General features: G+C 65.5%; 13 protein-coding genes. 3 read left to right on the plus strand and 10 right to left on the minus strand.

Annotated features, from left to right (window positions below):
• Window positions 1–566 precede the first annotated feature (566 nt).
• Window positions 567–1,016 (plus strand): excalibur calcium-binding domain-containing protein, encoded by a 450-nt coding sequence (locus E0E39_RS05690; protein ID WP_245988215.1) that lies wholly within the window; start codon window positions 567–569, stop codon window positions 1,014–1,016.
• Window positions 1,017–1,053: 37 nt separating this feature from the next.
• Here the strand turns inward: E0E39_RS05690 and E0E39_RS05695 are convergent, their stop codons facing one another.
• From E0E39_RS05695 to E0E39_RS05725, 7 genes are all read right to left on the minus strand, one after another.
• Window positions 1,054–2,721, minus strand: coding sequence for a ribulokinase (locus tag E0E39_RS05695; RefSeq protein WP_130873866.1), 1,668 nt, complete (start codon window positions 2,719–2,721; stop codon window positions 1,054–1,056).
• A 23-nt stretch (window positions 2,722–2,744) separates the two neighbouring features.
• Window positions 2,745–4,106: a sn-glycerol-1-phosphate dehydrogenase gene (locus E0E39_RS05700; protein WP_130873867.1), complete on the minus strand. Its 1,362-nt coding sequence runs from the start codon at window positions 4,104–4,106 to the stop codon at window positions 2,745–2,747.
• Between the two features lies 1 nt (window position 4,107).
• Window positions 4,108–5,670 carry an FGGY-family carbohydrate kinase gene (locus E0E39_RS05705; RefSeq protein WP_425470611.1) on the minus strand — a complete coding sequence of 521 codons (1,563 nt, stop codon included), beginning with the start codon at window positions 5,668–5,670 and terminating at the stop codon, window positions 4,108–4,110.
• Entirely contained in the window at window positions 5,670–6,518 is an 849-nt protein-coding gene (locus tag E0E39_RS05710; protein ID WP_130873869.1) for an HAD-IIA family hydrolase, read from the minus strand. The genes E0E39_RS05705 and E0E39_RS05710 overlap by 1 nt, the downstream gene beginning before the upstream one ends.
• A gap of 12 nt (window positions 6,519–6,530) precedes the next feature.
• Entirely contained in the window at window positions 6,531–7,637 is a 1,107-nt protein-coding gene (locus E0E39_RS05715; protein ID WP_130873870.1) for a DUF7973 family transport facilitator, read from the minus strand.
• A gap of 24 nt (window positions 7,638–7,661) precedes the next feature.
• Window positions 7,662–8,123, minus strand: a complete 462-nt coding sequence (locus E0E39_RS05720; protein WP_130873871.1) for a ribose-5-phosphate isomerase — start codon at window positions 8,121–8,123, stop codon at window positions 7,662–7,664.
• A gap of 134 nt (window positions 8,124–8,257) precedes the next feature.
• Window positions 8,258–9,070 carry a DeoR/GlpR family DNA-binding transcription regulator gene (locus tag E0E39_RS05725; RefSeq protein WP_165444654.1) on the minus strand — a complete coding sequence of 271 codons (813 nt, stop codon included), beginning with the start codon at window positions 9,068–9,070 and terminating at the stop codon, window positions 8,258–8,260.
• A 159-nt stretch (window positions 9,071–9,229) separates the two neighbouring features.
• Here E0E39_RS05725 and E0E39_RS05730 point away from each other — a divergent pair, with 159 nt between their 5' ends.
• Both E0E39_RS05730 and E0E39_RS05735 read left to right on the plus strand, forming a co-directional pair.
• Window positions 9,230–10,705, plus strand: coding sequence for a glycoside hydrolase family 36 protein (locus E0E39_RS05730; protein ID WP_130873872.1), 1,476 nt, complete (start codon window positions 9,230–9,232; stop codon window positions 10,703–10,705).
• 432 nt (window positions 10,706–11,137) lie between these two features.
• Complete coding sequence (locus E0E39_RS05735) at window positions 11,138–12,175, plus strand: hypothetical protein (protein WP_130873873.1); 1,038 nt, start codon at window positions 11,138–11,140, stop codon at window positions 12,173–12,175.
• Between the two features lie 46 nt (window positions 12,176–12,221).
• Here E0E39_RS05735 and E0E39_RS05740 read toward each other — a convergent pair whose 3' ends face one another.
• The 3 genes from E0E39_RS05740 to E0E39_RS05750 all read right to left on the minus strand — a co-directional run bounded on the left by E0E39_RS05740 (window position 12,222) and on the right by E0E39_RS05750 (window position 19,397).
• Window positions 12,222–14,528 (minus strand): ROK family protein, encoded by a 2,307-nt coding sequence (locus E0E39_RS05740; protein ID WP_130873874.1) that lies wholly within the window; start codon window positions 14,526–14,528, stop codon window positions 12,222–12,224.
• A gap of 346 nt (window positions 14,529–14,874) precedes the next feature.
• Window positions 14,875–18,252 (minus strand): PPi-type phosphoenolpyruvate carboxykinase family protein, encoded by a 3,378-nt coding sequence (locus E0E39_RS05745; protein ID WP_130873875.1) that lies wholly within the window; start codon window positions 18,250–18,252, stop codon window positions 14,875–14,877.
• A 53-nt stretch (window positions 18,253–18,305) separates the two neighbouring features.
• On the minus strand, window positions 18,306–19,397 hold the full coding sequence (locus E0E39_RS05750) for an RlpA-like double-psi beta-barrel domain-containing protein (RefSeq protein WP_130873876.1): 1,092 nt from the start codon (window positions 19,395–19,397) through the stop codon (window positions 18,306–18,308).
• Between the last annotated feature and the right edge of the window lie 427 nt (window positions 19,398–19,824).

Below are 19,824 nucleotides of genomic sequence, written 5' to 3' on the forward strand. Positions count from 1 at the left end.
AGCGCCGAAACGATCTCCCTCTAAGTTCTTGAAAATTTGATGATATAGCATTGCGTGGCGCTCCCTCAAGGCCGGGTCGCAGAGCGAGCAGGCCGGCTCAACCGGCTGCCACCTTTCGAGACCTTGAGGCTTATTCAAAGGTGGCGTGTTGGCCAGTGAAACTCTTGGTCGGAGCGCGCTTGAGGATGGCTGTGAATAAGCCTCGGTGATGAGGTTGACCGTGGTGCCATGGGGACGTGGTGACAGGGCTTGCCCGGGAAGGGGTGGTGAATGTGAATAATCTTCCAGCTTTCCCTCGGGTATCGCGGAGAGTCGTGAAGGCTTGTCCGCAGCAACAGCCTGTCGGGAGAATAGCAACCGTCCGTGCCATTACGCCCGAGTCGCGGGAATTGGGTGATTGCCCGTCGCCCGATCAAGAGCGAGGGCAGGGTGACATTCTCCTGCTTCATCTCGGCGTGGGCGGGTGAGCGGACCGAGTGCGCGAGAAATGCCAACAGGCGAGAGTCGGAGATACGATGCCGATACAACAGATTCGCCGAGAAAGGCATGGGGGAAGGATGTCTGGCGTGAAAACTGCTTGGTACAAGACGCGCTGGGGAGTTGCCGCATTTGCGGGTGTCGTGGGTATCGTCCTTGGGAACGGGATGGCAGGGAACAACAAGGAGTACGCAGCGGTGCCGGCTTCCTACACGACCGTTTCCGTGACTCCAGCACCCGTGGTGGAGACCATCATGGCCACCGTTACGGAGACGGCAACGGCGACGGAAACAGCCACCGTCACTGCCACGGAGACGATTGCGGTGACGGAGACCGCGCAACCTGCTGCATCCGTCCCCGCCACCGAGGAGCAAAAGGAATCAACGGGCGGTGATGGGAGCGCGGATCCTCGAGAAAGCGCTTATTACAGCTCATGCAAGGAGGCCAAGAAGGCTGGGGCCGCTCCGCTTCGTGTGGGTGATCCTGGATACCGAGCGGGACTCGACCGGGATGGTGACGGGATCGCCTGCGAGAAATAGGGAGATGGGGGGTGCCCCGAGGGGCACCCCCGGACTCTCATCCAGCTGACTTCGCCACCAGGATTTCCCTGCGGCGGGCCTTGAGGCGGTGCATCACGTCGTTTCCGCCCGTGCCGAAGTGGTCGTGCAGTCTGCGGTACTCGCGGTACAGGTCGTCGTAGGCCGCGACGTTCTCCGGGACCGGGGTGAAGACGGTCTCCGGGGTGGTCTCCCGATGGGCCATGACCGGGGCCGCCTCCCGCACATCGGCGTACTCGCCCGCCGCGACGGCCGCGTAGATCGCCGATCCGTGGGCTCCCGAGGCCACCGAGGGACAGACCGCCAACGGCAGGTTGGTCACGTCCGCGTAGATCTGCATGAGCAGCGGGTTCTTCACCAGCCCGCCCGCCACCACCAGGTCCTTCACCTCGATGCCCGCGTCCCGGAACGCCTCGATGATCACCCGGGTGCCGAAGGCCGTCGACTCCAGCAGCGCCCGGTACTGGTCCTCCGGGGTGGTGGTCAGCGTCGTGCCGAGCATGAGCCCCGTCAGCTCCGTGTCGTCCAGGATCGAACGGTTCCCGGAGTGCCAGTCGAGGGCCAGCAGACCGTGCTCGCCCACCCGCTGGTCCGCCGCCAGTTCGGTGAGGTACTCGTGCACCCCGACCCCCCGGGCCGCCGCCGCCTCGACGTGCGACGGCGGGACGCAGTGGTCGACGAACCAGCCGAAGATGTCTCCCACCCCGGCCTGCCCGGCCTCGTAACCCCACAGGCCCTTGACGATCCCGTCCGGCACGATGCCGCCGATCCCCGGGACCTCACCGAAGCTCTCCGAGGTCATCATGTGGCACGTCGAGGTGCCCATGATCAGGGTGAGCTGCCCGGGTTCGCAGGCGTTCGCGGCGGGCACCGTCGCGTGGGCGTCGATGTTCGCGGCCGCTACGGCGATGCCCTCCGGCAGGCCCGTCAACGCCGCGGCCTTCGCCGTCAACGACCCGACCCGCTCGCCGGGACGCGCCACCGGGTGCGGAACCAGCTCCAGCAGGCGGGAGAACCCCGGGGCCATCGCCTCCAGGACCTCCGCGGACGGGCGCGAACCGTCGACGAAGTTGCCCTTGTAGCCCGCCATCGACATGGAGGCCGTCATCTCGCCCGTGAGGAGCTGGATGACCCAGTCCCCCGCCTCGACGAAGTGACTGGCCGCGTCCCAGACCTCCCGATCCTCCTCGAACAGGGCCAGGGCCTTGGCCAGCTGCCAGTCCGCCGAGACCTCGCCGCCGTACCGGGCGAGGGTTTCCGGGGCCAGCTCGGCCAGGACCTCGTTCACGACCTTCCCCTGCCGCTGGGAGGCGTGGTGCTTCCACAGCTTCACGTAGGCGTGGGGACGCTTCTCGAACTCCGGCCGCTCGCACAGCGGCCGGTAGGCCTCGTCGGTGGGGAAGACCGTGCAGGAGGTGAAGTCGATGGCCATCCCGACGACGTTCTCAGCCGCCACCCCGGAGGCCGCCAGGGCCTCCGGAACCGCCCTGCCCAGGACCTCGACGTAGTCGGCCGGCACCTGCAACGCCCAGTCGGGGGGAAGTGGCTGGCCCGCGAGTTCCCGGTCGATCACCCCGTGCGGGTAGGCGTGCTCGGCGCTTCCGAGGATCCTCCCGTCGGTCACGGACACCACGACGGCACGTCCCGAAAGAGTGCCGAAGTCGATTCCCACAACTGCCTTGCTCATGGCGTCTTCTCCATCTTTCCTGCTCAGTGCCCCGGGGCCTGGCGACCCCAGAAACCATCGGGTGCGAACAATTCCTCCACCAGCTCACCCAGGAGATTGGTCTCCAGGGCGAGATCGAGGACGGTGTAGCGCTTGCGGATCATCTGGGCCCGGACATGGGTGTCGCGGAACCGATCCCAGCCCAGGCCGATGTCCTGCGGATGGACCGGGGCACCCACCGCGCGCAGCATCCCCTGCAGTTCGGCGGCGGGCAGCAACTGCTCCCGCAGCCTCACCGACAGCTCCGGCCACACCGATACCAGCAACTCCAGGCGGGTCCGCAGCTGCTCGGGCGGAAGCCACTTGGCGAGCGCCTGCACGACGGTCTCCTCGACCAGCCGGGGATCGGGATGGAGCCGCCGAACCCTGGCCTCCATCTCCTCCCGTGTGGGCCAGGCGGCGACAGCAGCGTCGATGTCCAGCTCGGCGAGCTCCCGCTCCAACAGCCGCTCGTAGAGGGCCGCGATCGCCACCGTGCCGATACCGACCTTGAAACCGTGGGACAGGCGCCTGGGGGTGATGTCCACACCGTGCCCCTCCATCTCCCACAGGTGGCTGAACTGGTGCTCAGCCCCGGAGGCGGGGCGGCTCGACTGGTGGGCCTGCATGGCGAGCCCGCTCATCAGGAGCCCCTCGACGAGATCGCCCGTCGCGGAGATGTCACCGACGGCGAGTTCCGCGGGCCGTGAGACGGCGCCCCGCAGCGGACCCTGGACGAGTTCCCACACCCCCTGGTCGATGGCCTCGATCCCCAGAGCGTCGGAGAGGATCCAGTCTGCCCCGGCCGGGATCTTGCCCAGCAGGTCGCCGTAACCGGAGGCCGTCATCACCTGCGGCGCGGCGGCCATCACGGTCAGGTCGGCGACGCAGCCACACGGGGCCGGGCAGCTCAGCGTCTGTTTGAACCCATCGAGGGCGATCGAGGAACCGAAAGCGGTGTAGCCGTCCATGGAAGCCGCCGTGCCGACCACCAGGTAGGGCCTGCCCAGTTCCCCGGAGGCCCGTTTCGTGATGTCGTTGAGCGTGCCGGAGCCGACGGCCACGGCGATCGCATCCACCGGCGCCAGGGCATCCCTCAGGACCTCGCAGTTCTCGTACCTCGCGTACAGCTCGGGTTCCCCCGGGAAGACATGCGGATCCGCGAGCTCCACCCCCGCCGCCCCCAGGGAATCGGAGACCCGTTTCCCGGCCAGCGCGAAGGTGCGTTCGTCGGCGACCACGATCGCCCGTGCCGTCCCGAACAGTTCCGTGAAGACCTGCCCGGTCCGGTCCACGGCTCCCTCGCCGATCACCACTGCCCTGGTGTCGGTGGCGTTGCGCAACGCCCGGGTGATGAGATCCGTCATGTCAGCCCCGCTTCGCGTTCTCGCGGTCCACCATGTCGTGGATCATGGACTGGAGCTGCGGGTAGGTGTTGGCGTAGGCGTCGACGAAGTACCGGTACTCCTCGTGTCGCTGCTGATCGGGCTCCAGCAGGTCGATCTCGTGGACCATCTCCCTCGCGGCGGTGCCGAGGTCGGGATGGAGGCCCGCCCCGACCGCCGCCAGCATGCAGGAACCCAGCACCACGGCGTCGCCGACCTCGGTCAGGGCGATCGGCACGCCGGTGACGTCGGCGTGCATCTGCATCCAGTCGCGGCTCTTGGTGGCGCCGCCCGCGGCGACGATCTTCTTCACCTCGAAACCCGCCGCCGACATGGCGCGCAGGTTGTGTGCGGTGCCGTAGCACACCGATTCCTGGATGGCGCGGTAGATGTGGGCGGGGCCGTGGTGCAGGGACAGACCCCAGATCACCCCGCGGGCCTTCGAATCGGTGTACGGGGTGCGGTTGCCCTGGAAGTATTCGTTGATGATGAGGCCGTCGGAGCCGGGCGGCAGGTCCTTCGACTGCTTGTTGAGGATGTCGTAGACGTTGAGTCCGGTGACCTCCGCCGCCTGGATCAGGTCGCGGGCGAAGTTGTCCTTGAACCACTTCAGGACCGAACCGGTGGAGACCTGGCCGCCCTCGACGGTGTACTGGCCCTTGACCACGCCGTCGGTGTAGGCGCCGAAGAACCCCTTGCCGTGGATCGGTTTGTCGGTCTGCCCCGTCAGGACGTGGGAGGATCCGGTGATCAACGCCATCACCCCCGGGTCGACCACACCCAGCCCGATCTGCCCGGCCCAGGCGTCGGCCGGTCCTTGGGCGACGGGGGTGCCGGGGTGCAGGCCGAGGAGCTGCGCCGCGATCACCGACAGCTCACCGACCGGGGTGCCGAGATCGACCACCTTCTCCGGGATCTTGTCGAAGACGTCGCCGCATCCGATCGTTTCGTAGAAGTCGACGGGCCAGCCGCCGTGATCCCGGTTGTAGTACATGCGCAGCGCGGCCGAGTTGATGTTCGTGGTCCACTCGCCGGTCAGCTTGTAGGTCACCCAGTCGGGGGCGTCGACCAGCCGGAAGGCGTCGTCGTAGGTGTCGCGTTCGTTCTCGCGCAGCCAGGCCGCCTTGAACGGGTACCACTCGGCGGTCGCCGGGGCGGTGCCCCGGCCGTTGTAGAGGCGCGCCACCGAATCCGACTTCTCCGCGCGGGCGGCCTGCTCGGTGGCGCGCACGTCCATCCACATGATGGCGGGACGGAGCGCCTCACCGCGTTTGTTCATGGCCACCACCGTCATGGTGGTGGCGTCGTAGGAGATGCCCCGGATGGCGGAGGGGGAGACACCGGAGGCGGCGATCACCTTGCGGCACGAGGCCTGCAGCGCTTCCCACCACTCCTCCGGGTCCTGTTCGGCCCAGCCGGGGTGGGGGTGGGTGGTGCGGTACGCGGTGGCGGCGAAGGAAACCGGCCGGCCGGCCAGGTCGAAGATGGCGGCCCGCACGCTCTCAGTGCCGAAGTCGATGCCGAGGAGATATGTGTTGTCGGTCATCATTGGTCCTTCCAGTTTGTTTCGGTCCAACCGAGCTCGTCCCACAGGCGCTGGGGGATGAGCCGGTCGACGCGGTCGAGTACATAGGTGGGTTCGTGGTCCTCGTCGAGGGCGGCGACGTCGTCAGTGGTCGTTTCGCCCGTGAGCACCAGGCAGGAGGCCATTCCGGTGTCGAGGGCCATCTGGATGTCGGTGTGGAGGCGGTCGCCGACCATGACGCAGTCGGCGGGATCCACGTCGAGTCCCTGGAGGGCCTCCGTCAGCATGATGGGGGAGGGTTTGCCCAGGTTCGCCACCGACCTCACGCCGGTGCAGGCCTCGATTGCTGCGGTGATCGCAGCACAGTCCGGTTCCCCGCGGCCACCCGGGAACGGGCAGAACCGGTCCGGGTTGGTCTGGATGAGGATGGCGCGCCGGTGGAACCAGATTGCGTCGAAGGCGATCTGGAGCTTGGAGTAGTCGAAGGTGCGGTCGTAGGAGGCTATGACGATGTCGATCCGTTCGGGATCGTCACTCAACCGGAACCCGGCCTCGGTGAGAGCCCTTTTCAGCGGTTCCTCACCCACCACGAACAGCGTGGCGTCCGGATGGTGTTCCCGCAACCAGCGGGTGGTGGTGACCACCGTGTTCGCGATGTCCGAGATGTCGGTGGGCAGTCCCAGCCGGGTCAGTTTCTCGACGTACTGCCGCGGATCCTTCGTCGGGTTGTTCGACAGGAAACGCACCGGGATTCCGCGGCGGCGCAGTTCCCCGATCAACCGGGCCGCACCTGGCAGCAGGTGATCACCCAGATAGATGGTTCCGTCCAGGTCGAAGACGTAGGCCTGGTGCAGCTCGGTCGGGAGCATCGAGGATTCCTCCTAGAACAGTGGTGCGGCGATGTTGGCCAGGGAGACGATGACGGTGTTGGCGATCCAGATGGCGGCTGCCGGGGGATCGAAGTGCGTGTTGCCCCTGTTGTAGAACAACCGTGCCTGGAACTCCGCCAGCCAGGCCGCGAGCATGCCGACCGTCACCGAGACCAGCAGTGCGACGATGGACATCATGATGAGCTGACCCTTGGCGCTCTCGCTCAGCATCCCGTAGGAGGCGTGGCTCGGGTCGAACAGCGAGGCCAGCGAGACCTTGTTGGAACTCAGCTTGTCCCAGAAATCGGTTCCGGACAGCCCCTCGACCAGGTTGTCGGCGAGAACCGGCAGGAAGGCGACCGCAGCCAGGCCTGCGCTGATGGTGATGTGGTGGGTCACCGGCATCTGCGCACCGAGAATCAGGAACATCACACAGACCGCGGAGATCGCGAAGGTGAAGGTCTGTGCGTTGCCGGTGGCGGCCAGGCCGGGGAAGGCCAGCGCGATGAACAGTGTCGCGCCGCCCGCCAGGAGACCGAACATGGCCCCGAGCGAGAGGTACTGGCCCGCCTTCTCCTGGTAACGCAGCCACGCGGCGTCCTCTCGCGGAGCGATCCTGCCGAGGAAGGACGGGGAATCGTTGTACTTCTCCGGATTGAGGAACGACCCCTTCGCGACGATGCGTGCGACCACGGCCGACAGCACGACGGTCAGGGCCACGGAGTCGGTGTGGGTGCCGAACCACGGGATCTTGGTGACGAGGTTCTGGACGACGTATCCGAGGACCCCGAACGCGGCGCCCACCCAGAGCACATCGGGTTTGCCCAGGCGCGCCAGGGGACTGGTGGCGTCCTTGCCGTCGGCGTATCCGCGGCGACCCGCGTAGGCAGCCGCACCAACTCCACCCGCAAAGGCGACGTGGGGGCCGACGAAGGGCCCGAAGGCCAGATAGGTGAAACCTGCCGTCGAGTCGGTTCCGAGATAGATGCCGAACGAGGTCAGCACCGTGATGCCGGTGATGGCGAATGCGAAGTTGCCGCCGATCGCGGCACCGAAGAAGCCGCCGGCGATGGCGACCACGAGACCGAGAAGGTAGCTGGCAGTTCCGGGATCGAACATCGTTGTTCCTTGCGATTCGTGGGGTCAGCGGGGGTCCGGTTCGTAGGAACGGATGGCGGCCACCTTGGGGCCGGAGGAGGAGCCGGGGTCGAAGGTGTAGCCGAGCCATTCACGCACCAGCCGGCGGGCCAGCTGGAGGCCGATCACGCGCTCACCGAGGGTCAGGACCTGGGCGTCGTTGGACAGCACCAGCCGCTCCACGGAGAAACTGTCGTGGGCCACCGAGGCGCGGATGCCGGGAACCTTGTTGGCCGCTATCGCCATGCCCATTCCCGTGCCGCACACCAGCAGGGCCCGGTCGGCCTCGCCGGCGGCGACCTTCCGCGCCGCCTCCACCGCAACGTGCGGGTAATCGATGTCCTCGCCAGGATGGACGCCCACGTCGATGACCTTCGTCACGCGCTCGTCTGCCTCCAGGTCGGCCTTCAGGGTCTCCTTGTAGTTCACTCCGGCGATGTCGGCGCCGACAACTATGGTCAGTCCCATGTCTCCTCAACTTCCTTGTTCCGGGGATGACCTGAAGAGTAACAGTGATGTTGTGAAAAACACCATAGTTTCTGGTGAAAAATGGCATCGCGCCTAGTCAGTGCGGTGTGTCGTGCTGTTGTTCGGGCGTTGGGTCACTCGGAGACGATGACCTCGACCCCGTGCCCGGCGAGCTCGTCTCGGATCGCCCGGGGGGTGGCGGCGTCCACCACGACGGCGTCGAAGTCGGTGATCTCGGCGAAGGTGTAGAGCGCCTTGCGCGCGAACTTGGTGTGGTCCAGCAGCAGGTACCGATTCGTGGAGGATGCGATCATGGCCTGCTTGACCTGGACGGCGTTCTCGTAGGGGTGTTGGCAGCGCTTCCCGACGATCCCGGAGGCCGACATGACGCAGTGGTCGGCCTGCCAGGCCCGCAGGTTCGCCGCCGCGGTCGGGCCCATCGTCGCGTGCGCCCAGGGCTCGTACTCGCCGCCCGCCACCAGCAGGCGCACACCCTCCATCTGTTTCGCCTCGTTGGCCACCAGCAGGGATGTGGTGATCACGGTCAAGGGGTGGACATCGCCCAGGGCACGCAGTACCCACATCGCGGAGGTCGAGTCGTCCAGCATCACGGAGCTTCCCTGGGGGATGCGGGGGACCAGCGTCTCGGCCATGGCCTGCTTGATCCGCGGGCTCTGCCGGAGGCGGAACTCGGCATCGGCCTCGCTCAGGCTGGTTGCCACCGCGCGTACCAGGCCCCGGTCCAGGTGGACGATGCCCGCCTGTTCAAGGTTCGCCACGTCCCGGTAGATGGTCATGGCCGAGACGCCGACGACCCGGGCCAGGTTCTCCACCCGGACGCTGCCCCGGGCGATGACGTGTTCGGCGATCACCTGGCGGCGATCCTGAGGGGGCTGCGGGCCGGAGGGCCGGCGGGAATGGGAATCGGACTGGTGGGTCGAGTTCATTTTCCGGATCGGGTAGGGGATGATTCCCCTGATTTTAGGAGCTACGTCAACATGGGTGGTGAGGACCATCGCCCAGCGAGTCGCGACATCGGTGGGGAACGAGCCACCGTCGTCGCACCGGATGGGGCAGCTGTCCGCCACCCGCACGTTTGGAGGGAAATGCACATTCAACCCGTTGAAGCCCCCGGCTGGATCCCGCCGGGTGATGACGACGTCCGTGAAATCCACTTCCGTGAATCGCGGGTGGCGCTCCTGCACGGATTCCAGCCATCGGCAGAGGTCTACAGAACTGGGCAGAACTCGTGGTCGCCTGCCGGTTGGCGTCTCCTGACGGACGGGCCACTTCGCATTGCGAACCCCGAACGACGCCGTACTGCCGACGACACGGTGTGGGACGACCCGGGAAGGCATCATTCGTCCTGGGTGATGGCGCTCTCCGAGGGGCCGAGAACGATTCTGCTGGGAGCGCTGGAAGCGGACACGCCACGCCTGCACGCAGATCTGGACGTCCTCGTGGGATGGACCGAAACCGGGCGCAAAGGCAGCTGGGTGCTCATCGAGGGTGAGGAACTGGCGGTCTTCTCGCGATATCGGGAACTCCTCGCCACTCGCTACGGGGTCCTCGAGGAGGACCCCGGAACGGTCTGGTCGTCCTGGTATTCGCTCTACGACAATGTTTCGCGCAGCCGACTGGACGAGATCATGGGTGAACTCCCCGGGCTCGGATTCGACACCTTCCAGGTCGATGACGGCTGGGAACGCACCGTTGGGGACTGGGAGGCGAACGACAAATTCCCGGAGGGCATGGCGGATCTCGCCCGTGCCGCCGAGACGCGTGGACTGCGTCCCGGACTGTGGCTGGCGCCGTTCATCGTGCTACCAGAATCCGAGGCGTTCGAGAAGCACCGCGGCATGCTGCTCCGCGACTCGGCGGGGGAACTGGTTCCGGCAGGAACCAACTGGGGAGCCACCTACTTCGCCTACGACTACACCAGGGAGGACGCCTGCGGTCTCCTGTCCGAGTTGATCGATGTCGTGGTGTCGAAGTGGGGATTCACCTACCTGAAGCTGGACTTCCTCCAGGCGGCTGCAGCAGCCGGTGCCCACAACGGGGACATGGACCGTGAGGCCATCTATCGCAGGGCCATCGCCACCGTTCGAGAGGCCGCGGGTGACTCGGTCTATCTTCTGGGTTCCGGGGCGCTCATGATGCCATCGCTGGGAATCCTGAACGCGGTGCGCACGGGCCCGGACGTGGCGCCGATGTGGACGAACTACGCCACGCAGGACCCGTCGGATGCGCTCGCCCACAACGCGTTGCGCAACGCTGTGGAGCGGTTGTGGATGCGTCACCTGGTGGGACTCGACCCTGATGTGGTGTTCGCGCGTGACACGCGTAATCTCTTGACCCCGGAGCAGCGCCAGTGGTTGCGTGACAGTGCCGTGTTGTCGGGTTTCCGGGGTGTTTCCGATCCACCGGACTGGCTCACGGAGGAGGAGAAGGAGATGTTGCGGGGCTATCTCGGGCCGTTGCCGGAGACCGCGAGGCTCGGTCGCTACCGGTTCCGGATCGGTGAACGCGAGGTGGACCTCGAACACGCGGTCAAGGCTGCATCCGGTCCGTACGCACTCTGAGGGGTTGGTGCGCTTCGTTGCGAACGTGAATGCTGATGCCTCGGGACCATGCCGTGTGGGAGGGTGAACCATGGATCTGCTTTTGTGAATACCGGAGGTGAGCAGATGAAGGTCTTGAATCGCGTGATGGCGGTGTGTGGCGCCCTGCTGCTGGTGTCACCGTGCAGCATCGGGTCGCCCGCTGCCCGTGCTGACGGCGCGACGGCGGGCTCGGGTCCTGCCCCTCGGCGTGTCGGCGGGTACCCCGAGCGGGATTTCACCGTCGCAGGCACTCCGGTTCAAGGCTCCACCAAACAGGAGGACGCCCCCCTGCTGGCCCCCGGCCAGTACACGGACGTCTCAACGGTCGCCAGCCGCGGGAAGAGCGAGAAGTACTACAAGGTGAGACGGACATGGCAGGGGTCCACCCTGCGGATCAATGTTCTGGGACGCATGAGCGTGACCGATCAGGGCGGATCGGCAGGCCGTGGCGACTGGGACTATGAACTCACAACCGCTGACGGCGGTGCCAGCTGTTCTCGGTACAACGATTTGGCGCTGGACACCGGAAACATGGGGATAGTGGTCGGACGCACGATGCTGGCCCTGCCCCTGGATCCCAAGGCCTCCCAATCGACAGCCGATGTCGAGGCGTGTGGGAAGGCTGATGAGTTCTTGGTCAAGGTGGGGCGCGGCGCTGGTGTCGGCGGGGAAACCCAGGTGGAGATCAGGGTGCTCGAAGAGCCCCCCGTGGAGAACATCGATCAGCTTCCTGCCGGGGTGCAGAAAGTTCCCAAGAACAATTCCAAACAGCTCAGTTCCCCTGCCTCCGGTGATCCTGAGTCCGTGGTTGGTGGATCCAGTTTCAATGACGCCTTCGAGGTAGGATCAGGAACATATGTCACCGAGATTTTGCCGGGCGAGGTAGTTGTTTTCAAAACCCGGATACAATATGGGCAGAGCGGTCTCTTCTCGTTGGATGGTATTGATCCGGATCCGGCTGTTCTCCAGAGTGATGAAGGTGCTTATGGAACATACGTTCCTGCTGTCTATGGGCCAGATCTCAGTCGGATGAACTCGCAGGAGCTGATGGGTCCCTACAGCTTCAAGGTAATAGGGAACAAAATGGTGACGACCAACGTTCCGGTCATCAACGAGGTCCCCGAGGTGAGATATCGGAACCGCTGGGACTCCCCGCGAATGTTCGATGATCAAAGCCTGGGTTTCTCGATGGGGGGGTATTACTATTATGCGCTTTCTCTCGGAGACCAGAGTTCCTTGGACGGAAAGCCCGTCAAGTTCAAGTTCTCGATCAAGGTCTCCGGAGACGTGTCCGGTGAGCCGGTCAGCACGGTGTCGCCGATTCCCCCTCAGGATGAGGGAGCTGACCGGGCCGATGGTCACGGGCGTTGGGGGCTGCTAGCAGGTGGCAGCGCGTTGGTGCTGCTCGGTGGGGGAGGTGCGGCCTACTCATTGCTGCGTCGCCGCTGAAAGGGTGGGTCGGGAGAGGATCCCCTGTGCTCATGGAAAAGGGGTGTCAGATTCTCTGGTCGTTCGCGAAGTACTCGACGAGTTGCACCGGGAGTGAGGGTATGCGACGTGGTGTCGAACCGTCACGCAGGGATTCCGTGGCCTGGATTGCCGTGGCCACGGCTTGCCAGGCATCAAGGGGAGTGGCGCCCGTGGAGGTCCCGGTGCGCGCGAAACGAAGGAACTCGGCAACGGTCAAGGAATCCGCATCCTTGTCGTCGCCCCGTATGGCTACCTCGAGGCTTCCTTTCGCGTCATAGAAACTGCGGCGATCCCACAGGCGAATGACTCCGTCATCGCTGTTGCCGAAGTTCTCCAGACGTCCCCGGGTGCCAATCACCGTGTAATTCCGCCAGTTGTCAGGGCTGAAATGACATTGCTGATAGGAAGCGAGAGCACCTGATTCCATTCGAGCCATGAGCATGGAAACGTCCTCGACATCCATGGCGTCCTTGAGGCCGGCCTGCTCCTCCGGAAGCCAGTCGTCGAGTGAGAACGAACTGGTCATCGACTGATCATTCTTCGATTCGTTTCTGTTCGTTCTCCCGTAAACCAGTAGGTCGCCCATTCCAACCACGTCGCGAGCCCGCGAGCCCGTCAACCAGTGCATTGCGTCGAGATCATCAGCCGCCATCAGCAGCGGGTCGCGTGAGCGTTCTCGATTGGCGTGCCGGTCCTTGAAGTAATGGTCCCCGCCGTTTCCGATGAAGTGCCGGCACCAGATGGTCTTCACTTCTCCGATCGCGTCCTCGAGTATCAGATCGCGCATCTGCTGAACGAACGGTGCGCGTCGCATGGTGTGTCCGATCTGGAGGCGAGCCCTGGTCTCATATGCCGTGGTCAGGATTCTCGTTGCCGACTCCAGGGTGTTTGCCATGGGTTTTTCCAGGTAGACGGGGATGCCTGCTTCCAGCAGCTCCGCCGTCACGTGGCAATGGGTGGCGTCCGGCGAGGTGACGAAGGCCGCTCCCAACCCCAGTTCGATGAGTTCACGCACCGAGCCGACGATGGGAAAGGTCTCGGGATCCTTGCCCAGGAGTTCGGCGCATCGGGTGCGTGCGGCAGGATCAGGGTCACAAGCGGCGACGATTCGGGCGCCGTTCTGATCGGTCTCGACGTGCGTGGCGAGCCTCGAGCGCGCGCCCAGTCCCACGACCCCCACTCTGAGGGGCTCGGTGATGTCCACGGCCACTCGACGGGTTTGTGCTGCGTGCTGTGCTTCCCACTCCCGGTGGAGGGTGAGCACGTCGTCGATCCTCTTCGGTGCTATCGGAATCGGGCCAGCGGCGCGTAGGAAGGATTTCTCGGCGTCCCGGAGGGCGAGGGACAGCGCGCCGAGCGACGCCGCCGCATGTCCCAGCTCCGCCTCCTCGATCCTGAGGCGAGGTGCGGTGGGTAGGCGCATGGTCGCGAGGTGTTTGCGGAGAAGCAGGAGAGGCGTGGTTTCGGGGGCAGGGGACAGGACGATGAGCGTGGGATCGATCACGGAGCAGATCGTCCCGATCGTCGTTGCGGCACGCAGTTCCCAGCCGGATTTCTCATCATCGGGGATGGTGCGGGCACGAAGATCCATGTCGAGTCGGTCATTGACCTCTCCCGCGTGCCAGTTGTGCCCGTGGTGGATCTCGCCTCGCAGGACGAACCCTGTTCTGAATCCAGCGAACAGGCGGAAGAAGAGCATGCCGTCGAGAGCGTTGAGTCGTGCTTCCGCCACGCGGATCATGAACTCACCGTAGGCGGCGGTGTTGATGTCGTTGTCGACGCGGAAGGGAAAACCGCAACGGTGTGTGAACTCTTCGGCGAGATTGAGTCCGTGCCACTGCGGGACGAGATAGCTGCGCAGCACCGTGCCGTCGCCGTCGATGATTCCGGTGGTGGAGGCGAATCCGCAGATCGGGTTGCCGTGCTGGATGCGCAACCCGTCGACGGCCTTTCTCACATGCTGCGAGATGGTCTCCAGGCGTTCCTCGCGTGCCAGGGTGTCCACGGGGATGATGGTGGCATGGAGGATGTCGCCGGCCAGGGACGCGATGGTGGTGGACAAGGTGTCCCGCTGGATGTCGAGGGCGACGACGAAACCGTGTTGGGGGGCGAAGCCGTACAGCGCCGCGGGCCGGCCGGCCCCCGTGCTCGTTGAACGCTGCACGATAATTCCGTAGTACTCCAGATCGGCGATGATGTTGCCGACGGTTGGACGGGAGATCTTCGTCATCCTTGTGAGTTCCGTGAGGGTGGTTTCCTCCTTCGCCCGCAGGGCCTGGAGTATCCTCTGCGTGCGTTCGGCTCTCGCCTCGGTGTTGGAGTTGATCTCCATCCGGCGCCTCGTTTCGCATCAGTCACGTTGGGAAGTCGGGATCACTGCAAGCCTACTGAGAGATCGCGTCAACAGGGTCTGTGTGGTGGAGGTCCACCACCGGATCCGGAATCGGATTCTGTCGCCACGGAATGGAAGCCGTCGCGCAGGCGAGGGCAGGCGTGGGCACCCGGCATTATGGTTTTGTTCCCCCACCGACCGGGGACGCGCGGAACGAGAGAGACGAAACACTCGCGTTCGCGCAGATGCGGTCGCCGCGACGACAGCCGCCGCCAGGTGGTCGCAGCGGGTCACATCGGTCGTTCCGTTGCGGGCGGAGAGGGCGGAACTGATTCCCGGGGAAGGCTCACAGCCGCCAGGTGACCTGCCGACCGATCGTGCCCCAGAGCAGATCGGGAACCTGATTCAACTCCTCGATCCGCGACTCCACCGAGGCGCGGCGCGCCGCGAGGCCGAGACGTTCAGCGGTTGCGGTGTGCAGTTCATTGGCCGTGAAGGCGTCGATGGAACCCAGCGAGCGTTCCAGGCGTGCCAGTTCCACCTCGCGGAGCGCGGACACGCGCTCCGCGTACCAGCCGGAGGTCAGCACGGAGTCGCGGCTGAACAGTTCCCGGAACGGGGCGTCGTCGAGGGTCAGGCGATCCGATGTGCGGCCGGTGGCCATGATCTCGAGAAGTGCCCGCACCGGGGGGACTGCCAGGGCCACGGTGCCGTCGTCGAAATACGTTTGCGCGACCCGGGCGTGCGTGGTCGAGATGGTCCGCACCGACTCGGCGAACACCTCCGGGTCCTGCAGCTCGGGTCGCAGCATCTCGGGGGTGAAGACGACGTGGGGGTGCAGGAAGATCCGTCCGAAGTACTTGGATGCGAACTTCTCGGTCATGCGGTAACCCAGCCGGGAGGCGAGGATCAGCTCACCGTCCACCTCGTAGTCCTGGATGCGTTCCAGGCAGCCCTCCTCGATCAGGCTCGCCGCGGAACGTTCGGAATCGGACATTCGCGAGAACACCTCGGGAACCAGAAGGCTGATGTCGTGATCGACCCGGACGTGTGGGCCCACCACCCCTGCGCTGGACAGCCACCCGTCGTAGCCGGTCAGGGCGAAGGACAGGAAGGCTGCGTTCAGGTCGATGACCGACGGCAGGGCGTTGAAGGGGCCCTTGGTCATGGCTCCCTCAGAACCGGCGCCCGTCGTGGAGGGCGATTTGCCCGTCATGGAGCTGATGAACTCCATGAACAGCTCCGGGAGCTCCATGTAGTGCAGGGGGGAGTAGGCGCACAGCGGTGGAATGCCGGGCTCGGCGGCGTTGTTCCGGCGGCCCGCGGCCACCACGTCGACCGGCAGGCGCAGCTCCTGGCTCATCGGAAGTTTGCGGTGCAGCCGGGCGGCCAGCTCCGCCTCAGCGGAGCGTTCGGGGTTGGTGATGTCGGGGCGGTGCTGCAGGTATCGGGGGTTCTTGGATGGTGTGCCCTTGACCAGGCGCGGATGGGCCGAGCTCACGAACCATGCGGGTGAGGGGGAGGTCGAGGCGGCGAAGGAACGGATCAGCTCCTGCATGGGAGCCGTGAACTGGCTGAACTCGATCGCGTTGTCCACAAGCGCCTGGGCGTCCCGGCGGGAGAGCGGCTCGAAATTCGACAGGAAGGTCCCGGGCCGGGAGATGTCCCACTCCGCCTGTTTGTCGTAGCCGCGGTGGATGGCATCGTCGGGACGCTGGAACAGCAACCGCTCGCAGTTGGTGACGAACTTCCGGGAAAGCGCACTGCCCGAGGGGCGGGGAGGCACGACGATGCTGGCGGTGATGTCGTCCTCGGTCTGCACCTTCGCAGCGGGCTGGAAGTCGTGGCGCAGACCGAACAGACGCCACGATCCGTCGGGGGCGAAGCCCACCCGCAGCATGTTCACTCGGATCTTCTCCCCGTCCAGGCGCAACGAGCTTCCCTTGCGCCCGTTGATGATGCCGACCGTGAAATGGCTGGACCAGTCCTCGCCCCACTCGGGGCGGTAGAACCGTTTCACCACGAACACGAGTTCCTTGACGTGGTTGGGGATCGCCTCCAGCCACGCGTTGTACTCGTCGTTGTAGTCGCGGCTCGGGGTGAGCAGCTTGATCACGGAACCCACGGAACGCCGGTCGGACAGCACGGGTCGGGCGTCGTGGCCGTTGCGGGCCGGATCCGCGAAACGCTGACTGAAGTCGTGGTCCAGGATCCGGGCGACCGCAGCCATGTCCTCGTCGAAATCCCGGACGTAGGCGTCGCCGGAGATGACGGCGTCGGTGATGGCCTTGGAGATCTCGGACTTTCCGCCACCCGAGACCGTGGCTGGTTTGTGGCAGTGGGTGGCCCTGGGCGCGGTTCCGACCAGGGTCCACTGGTCGCCGTCGGCCTCCAGATGGTGCAGCCGCACGAGGTAACCATCCGGCCCGACGTAGGTCTTGTCGGCGTGCAGCGGAATCTGGCCCGCGTGGCCGTCAACCTCCCAGGTGACGGTCTGGTCGCGCAGGCTGTAGGTGGAGCGCTCGGGAACCAGGACGATGTGGTCGTTCTCCAGGTCGATGGCGTGTCCCTCGGGCTGGGGGATGAAACGCTGCGGGTCGCGGGCGACGATGTCGGCCAACCGGTAACTGGGGTCGGCATAGTTGTCGGTGAACTGCTGGCCCAGGTTGTAGCGGGGGAAACAGATCGCACCCCCCGCGTGCTCCTCCTCCACCAGGCCGAGCAGGTTGGCGGAGTAGCTGATCTGGGCCTTGACCTCCTTCTTGCAGTACCCGAAGTAGTTGTCGGCGATCACGGTGACGATCACCCCACGCTCGTCACGGGCGCACACCTTGAATGCGCTGCCGCCGTTGTAGAGCTCGTCGGGGTCCTGCCAGCACATGCCGTCGCGGCGCTGGCGCTCCGTGGCGTCGGCGTGGTGGGGGAGACCGAGTTCCCGTTTGGTCAGTTGCGTCAGGTGCGGGGCCAGGATCACCGCGCCCGTGTGACCGGTCCAGCCCCTGGGTTTGAGGGATGCGTCATTGTCCGGCAGGTAGGGGTCGCCCCCGTTGCCGAAGATGCCCTCCACGAAGTCGAGGTTCGCCACCAACGTGCCGGGGGCGAAGAAGCGCACCTCCAGGCTGCGTTCCCGGGCGAAGCCCGGGACATGGGGAACCACCACGGGGCGCAGCAGCAGGGACACCCACGCCCGGGCGGGGGCCTCGTCGCCCGCGCAGTAGGGCAGGGTCATCAACTCCGCGGGAGGGTTCAGGGCGTGTTCCAGCAGACGCCCGTAAACCTCGCGGGGAACCGCCAGTTTGTCATCCTGCACCGCCGTGCCGCCCTCGGCGATGTGGAAGACCCCCTTGGTGGTGCGGCGATCGTTGAGGGGATTGTGCAGCACCCCGTTGACCAGGCGGTAACTGCTCAGGTATTTCGAGGAGAACTGGTCGGCCTCGACGGGTAGCGACAACGTCCTGGCCAAACCGGCCTGATCCAGCACGAAGGTCTGCCGTGGAAGTTTCGGGGATGTGCCGGTTCCCTCCAGGTAGGAGTCCAGGAAGGCCTGGACGCGGCCATCGACCGCGGGAAGTTTGTGTGAGAGCCGCCGGTCCAGTTCGCGCTGCCGCGCCAGTATCGGACGAACCAGTTCGGATCCCTCGGTGTGGTCGACGGCCGCCGGGACCTTCAGGCCCAGCAGGTTCAATCTCAGGTTGATGGCGGCGATTGCTGCGGTGTCTACCATGGCTCAACTATCTTCCATGGCCGCCGACCTGTCGAGGGTGGGTGGGTGTGTTCTCAGCTGATGATCTCGTAGCTGACTTTTGCGACCCCCTGCCGAGTGTCTGCTATGGCCTTGAAAGCGCCCGTGGTCAGGTCGAGGCAACGACCGGCGACGTAGGGGCCCCGATCGTTCACCGTCACATCGACGCTCCTGCCGTTCGCAGGATTGGTCACCCGCAGTCTGGTGCCGAGGGGCAGTGTCTTGTGGGCCGTCCTCATCGCCCACTGGTCGAAGGGTTCACCGGAGGCCGTGGCGGAGTCGTCGCTGTAGAACGAGGCCAGGCAGGTCTCCCCACCGGATGCACCAGACGACCTGGCAGGGGCGTCGGTGGTCAGGTGGCGGGCGGTCACCCAGCGCACCGCGCCCTTCCACACGACCTGGGCGCGACCGCCGGAGACCGTACCGGTGACCTTGAACTCGGTGCCCTTCGGCGCCACCTCCACGAACCGGTCGCCGCGCGCCCCGGTCCACAGGTTGAGTTCGGCGCTTCCCCAGCGGGAACCGATTGTCTCGGGAACGCTGGCGGCCGACACGGATGCCGAATCGGGGGCGGGTGTGGAGCCCTCAGGAGCGGAGGATCCCAGGTATCGGGTCGCCACCCAGGCCGTGTCACCGTCCAGGCCGATCTGGCTCCACCGCCCGGAGACCAGGCCGGTCAGGGAAATCCGGGTTCCCTTGTCGAGGACCGTCCGGACACCGGCACTGAGGGAGGGGGAGTTGCGTGCATTGAGCCTCACCCGTGTCCAGGCGGAACCCTTCTCGCCGTTGGAGGAACCCGACTCCCGATTTTCCCCACCGGTGACGTAGGCCGATGCCACCCAGGCGTTCCGGCCTTTCCAGGCGACGGGAACCCAACCGTTCGAGGCCGCCCCTCGGATTGACAGCGATTCACCGGGATAGAGCACGCCGAGACGGGAATGACCGGTCCCGGGGCCGGAGCGGATATTCACGGCCACCCGCGCAGTGACGCTCCCATTGGCGGCCTCGGCCCTGCCGTCCGGGAAGATGGCGGGCACGACGACCGTCAACTGGGCGGTCAGCACCAACCCGATGGCCGAGTCACGCAACAGCCTCAGCACGTGTCCCTTTCCTGGGGAGCCGATCATCGTTGGTCCTTTCTCGTGAACGCGAACCGGGTTGTTCCGGCACGCTAGGAAACATGAGTCCGAAGCTCAAGCAGAAACGCGGACATTTCGTGGTGTGAATATGTAAATCCCCTAGTCAGACGCAGTTTGAGTGGATCCGTTAATCTCGTGGAAACCCTCGAGCGATGATCGAGGTTGAGGGTTTCCCCAAGGCGTTGGTGGTGACGTCGGTGGGAAACGTCGGAAATGGTGTGGAAAATGCTCGCGAAAATTGCGGAAGAGGTCTCGGCGACGACGAGGCGCGTGTGTTCGCCGGACCGGGTCGGGCGAGGGTGTCTCACCATTCAGGACGCGCGGAGTGCCTTGCTTGACAGCACCCGGGCCTCCCGCAATCCTTGGGCACATGACCAACAGTCAGCTCGTAATCGTCTGACAGCGTTTCGATCCA

Origin of the sequence: [Pseudopropionibacterium] massiliense, assembly GCF_900607225.1 — a bacterium.
Lineage (GTDB): Bacteria > Actinomycetota > Actinomycetes > Propionibacteriales > Propionibacteriaceae > Arachnia > Arachnia massiliensis.